The following is a 3954-nucleotide window of genomic DNA, read 5'->3' as shown; positions in this document are numbered from 1 at the left end:
GAGCAGGTCACGAAACCGCGTGCCTTCTTCGGCCAGCTTGCGCCGCAGTGTCCAGGTGGGCAGCTGCAAGTGCAGGGCTACCTCGACCAGGTCCGGTTCGCGACCACCGTTGAGCAATGGGCCAAGCAGGTGGGTGATGCGCTCACCCAGGCTGCGCACCCGCGTGCGCTGCAGCATGTCTGCTTCACACAACTGCAGCAGGTGCTGCCAGGTGCTGGGGCAGTGCCTGGGGTTGGCCAACTGCAAGGTGGCGCGGCTCAGGCGCAATTGATTACCGTCGGCAGCGAACTGCACCGGGGTGCTGCACAGCGCCTGGTACTGCGCGGCGTAGGCGGGGGCGGCAAATTCGATTTCGAGGCGCTCGGCCTGCAGCGCAACGCCCGCCAGGTCGGCCAGTTGAGCCAGCCAGCCTGCCAGCACCGAGTCCACCACAAAGCGGTTGTAGGCGTTGTAGGGGCTGATGGAGTAGAAACGCAGCCAGGCACCTTCGGTGTCTTCATGAAAGCTGGAGTGGCCGCGGTAGTTGGCGGCGTACAGCGGTTCGAAGCGCAGCAAGGTGCGCGCGGCTTCCCCCACGGTAGGCGCCTGGGCTGCAGTGACCCCCGCCAGGCCCGCCTGGGCCAGCCGGCTCAGGCGGCCCATGTGCAAGCCCAGGGCGGCTTCGCCACATTGTTCGATGGCCGCATGGCCCAGGTGCATGTAGCGCGGGATCGAAAGGCGCGCATTGGCTTCGCTCAGGCGCGGTGCCTCCAGCCCATAGCGGCGCAGCAGCGGTTCGGGGGCGTGGCCCAGTTCGCGCAGGGCTTCGATCAGCGGCTGAACAAAGCCGACCGACAGCTCGCCCAGGCGCACGCGGGGGCGGGCCATGGCCTTACAACCACAGGTTCAGCAGGCGGGCGCCAGGGCTCGGCGTGCCTGCCAGCAACTCACCGGCCTGGCGGGCGAAGCCTTGGCCGTCACTGCCGTGTTCCCAGAACTGCCCCCGCATGAACACGCTCATGCTGCTGACCCTGGCCCCGGCCGCCTCGGTCAGGCGTTGCCAGGCCGTTTGCTCGCTGACCTGGCCGCGCTGCACGGCCAGCCCGGCACTGGCCGCCTGGTGGCGGTTGCCACGCCAGGGGGCTTGCCAGCTGCCTTTGCCGCTGAGAAACACCGGGTTGGCCACCAGCTGCACGCCCTGGCTGGCCAGTTGCTGATGGTTCTGCGGGTACCAGCTGTCACTGCCCACCAGCACGCCCAGGCGCCCGGCGGGGGTTTGCACGACCTGCAGCGGATAATCGCGGCCCTCCTGCACATAACGGCGCATGTCACTGTCGGGGTATTGCTGGCGTTGCGGTTGGCCGAGCAGGGAACCGTCACCGGCGAACACCACGCTGCTGTTGAACAGTGCGCCACGCCCGGCATGCAGCACGCCTTGTTGCACATAGGGGGCCGGCAGCACGATGGAGCCGGCCACCAGGGTCACGCCAAATTCCTTGGCCAGGCCACCGAACAGCTGTTGATAGTCGGCGGCCATCTGCTCGGCCTTCATGCGCAGGTGGGCGTCGGCACGCCGGTCGTCGCCCTCGGCCGCGAGCATGGCCAGCGCGTAGCGCAGCGGGTTGCTCAGTTCCAGCCATTGCTGGGCCTCGCGGCTCTGGGTGACCTGGTACAGCTCGTTCTTTTCGCCGCGTGCCCACAGCCAGGTACCGATGTGTTCCGGCAGCACGACCACGGTGGGCGGGCCGACCAGGCCCTGGGCGCGCGCCTGCTCAAGGTAGGCGGCCAGCTTGCGGTGCAGGCGTTGCAGGTTCTGGTAGTCGCTGGGGAACAGCAGTGGCTCGATACCCAGCAGGTTGCCGCGGTCGCCCGGCACGCCATGGTTCAACGCCAGTTCGATGCGCAGGTCGGACAGGTAGTGGCCTTCCGGGCGCTGCTGGCTCCAGAAACCGTAGCCGCAGAGCGCGGCGATCATTACCAGCGCCAGGGCGCTTGCCAGTAGTTTTCGCATGAAACAGGACGGCACATTGGCTGACGAAGGCTCTCTAGGGTAAGCGCCCTGTTTGCCAGGATCAATAACTTGTCAGTTTCGATCATTGAGCCAATTCAAACGGCTGTTTAATGTCGCTGACAGACAAACGACGGAGGCCCGCCATTCGGTGAGGCGCCCGCATACCGTGAATCACGCCACCTGGGGACCTTTCCATGGCCGCCGAACGTTACCCGCACCTGCTTGCCCCGCTGGACCTTGGCTTTACCACCTTGCGCAACCGCACCCTGATGGGCTCGATGCACACCGGCCTCGAGGAGCGTCCCGGGGGGTTCGAGCGCATGGCGGCCTACTTTGCCGAGCGTGCCCGGGGCGGCGTCGGCCTGATGGTCACGGGCGGTATTGCGCCCAATGATGAAGGCGGGGTGTATTCCGGCGCGGCCAAACTCAGCACCGAGGCGGAGGCCGACCAGCACCGCATCGTCACCGAGGCGGTGCACGCCGCCGGTGGCAAGATCTGCCTGCAGATCCTGCATGCCGGGCGCTATGCCTATAGCCCACGGCAGGTGGCACCCAGCGCGATACAGGCGCCGATCAACCCGTTCAAGCCCAAGGAGCTGGACGAGCAAGGCATCGAGAGGCAGATCGCCGACTTCGTCAATTGCGCGGTGCTGGCCCAGCGTGCCGGTTACGACGGCGTCGAAATCATGGGTTCGGAAGGTTACTTCATCAACCAGTTTCTCGCCGCCCACACCAACCAGCGCACCGACCGTTGGGGCGGCAGCTACGAAAACCGCATGCGCCTGGCGGTGGAAATCGTCAGCCGGGTACGCGCGGCAGTAGGGCCGAACTTCATCATCATCTTCCGCCTGTCGATGCTTGACCTGGTCGAGGGCGGCAGCGACTGGGCGGAAATCGAGCAGTTGGCCAAGGCCATCGAGCAGGCCGGCGCTACCCTGATCAACACCGGGATCGGCTGGCATGAGGCGCGGATCCCGACCATCGCCACCAAGGTCCCGCGTGCGGCGTTCAGCAAGGTCACGGCCAAGCTGCGGGGTGTGGTGAGCATTCCGCTGATTACCACCAACCGCATCAACACCCCGGAAGTGGCCGAGGCGGTGCTGGCCGAAGGTGATGCCGACATGGTTTCGATGGCTCGGCCGTTCCTGGCCGACCCGGATTTCGTCAACAAGGCTGCTGCCGGTCGTGCCGACGAAATCAATACCTGCATCGGTTGCAACCAGGCCTGCCTGGACCACACCTTCGGCGGCAAGCTGACCAGTTGCCTGGTCAACCCGCGGGCCTGCCACGAAACCGAGCTCAACTACCTGCCTGCGCCAGCGCCGAAGCGCATTGCCGTGGTCGGCGCCGGCCCGGCGGGCCTGGCCGCAGCCACCGTTGCCGCCGAGCGCGGGCATCACGTGACGCTGTTCGACGCTGCCAGCGAAATTGGCGGCCAGTTCAATGTCGCCAAGCGCGTCCCGGGCAAGGAAGAGTTCTTCGAAACGCTGCGCTACTTCCGCAACAAGCTGCAGAGCACTGGCGTCGACCTGCACCTCAATACCCGCGTGGATGTGCAGGCGCTGGTGCAGGGCGGCTATGACGAGATCATCCTGGCCACCGGCATTGCCCCGCGTACCCCGGCCATCCCTGGGGTCGAGCACGCCAAGGTGCTCAGCTACCTGGATGTACTGCTCGAGCGCAAGCCGGTGGGCAAGGCGGTCGCCGTGATCGGGGCCGGCGGAATCGGCTTTGACGTTTCCGAATACCTGGTGCAGGAAGGGCGGGCCAGCAGCCTGGACCGTGATGCGTTCTGGAAGGAGTGGGGCATCGATACCCGGCTTGAGGCACGCGGCGGCGTTGCCGGCATCAAGGCCGAGCCGCACGCACCGGCGCGGCAGGTGTTCCTGCTGCAGCGCAAGGCATCGAAGGTGGGGGACGGGTTGGGCAAGACCACCGGCTGGATCCACCGTACCGGCTTGAAG

General features: G+C 66.4%; 3 protein-coding genes. 1 reads left to right on the top strand and 2 read right to left on the bottom strand.

Translation table 11 applies throughout. The features are described from left to right. Together APH30_RS26340 and APH30_RS26335 are read right to left on the bottom strand one after the other, a co-directional pair. Window positions 1-867: AraC family transcriptional regulator (locus tag APH30_RS26340; RefSeq protein ID WP_054914175.1), on the bottom strand; the 867-nt coding region annotated here is incomplete at its 3' end. Between the two features lie 4 nt (window positions 868-871). Beyond that, window positions 872-1990: a carbon-nitrogen hydrolase family protein gene (locus tag APH30_RS26335; RefSeq protein WP_054914174.1), complete on the bottom strand. Its 1119-nt coding sequence runs from the start codon at window positions 1988-1990 to the stop codon at window positions 872-874. Window positions 1991-2184: 194 nt separating this feature from the next. Here APH30_RS26335 and APH30_RS26330 point away from each other — a divergent pair. Continuing rightward, a partial coding sequence (locus APH30_RS26330) for an NADPH-dependent 2,4-dienoyl-CoA reductase (protein ID WP_054914173.1) occupies window positions 2185-3954 on the top strand: 1770 nt, incomplete at its 3' end.

This window comes from Pseudomonas sp. NBRC 111127 (assembly GCF_001320345.1).
Classification (GTDB): domain Bacteria; phylum Pseudomonadota; class Gammaproteobacteria; order Pseudomonadales; family Pseudomonadaceae; genus Aquipseudomonas; species Aquipseudomonas juntendi.
The sequence above is the reverse complement of the archived record's forward strand: the minus strand, read 5'-3'. Positions and strand labels throughout refer to the sequence as shown.

Coding starts and splice junctions, on each gene's coding strand:
- APH30_RS26335 (WP_054914174.1), bottom strand. CDS start 1,990: ATGCGAAAACTACTGGCAAGCGCCCTGGCGCTGGTAATGATCGCCGCG.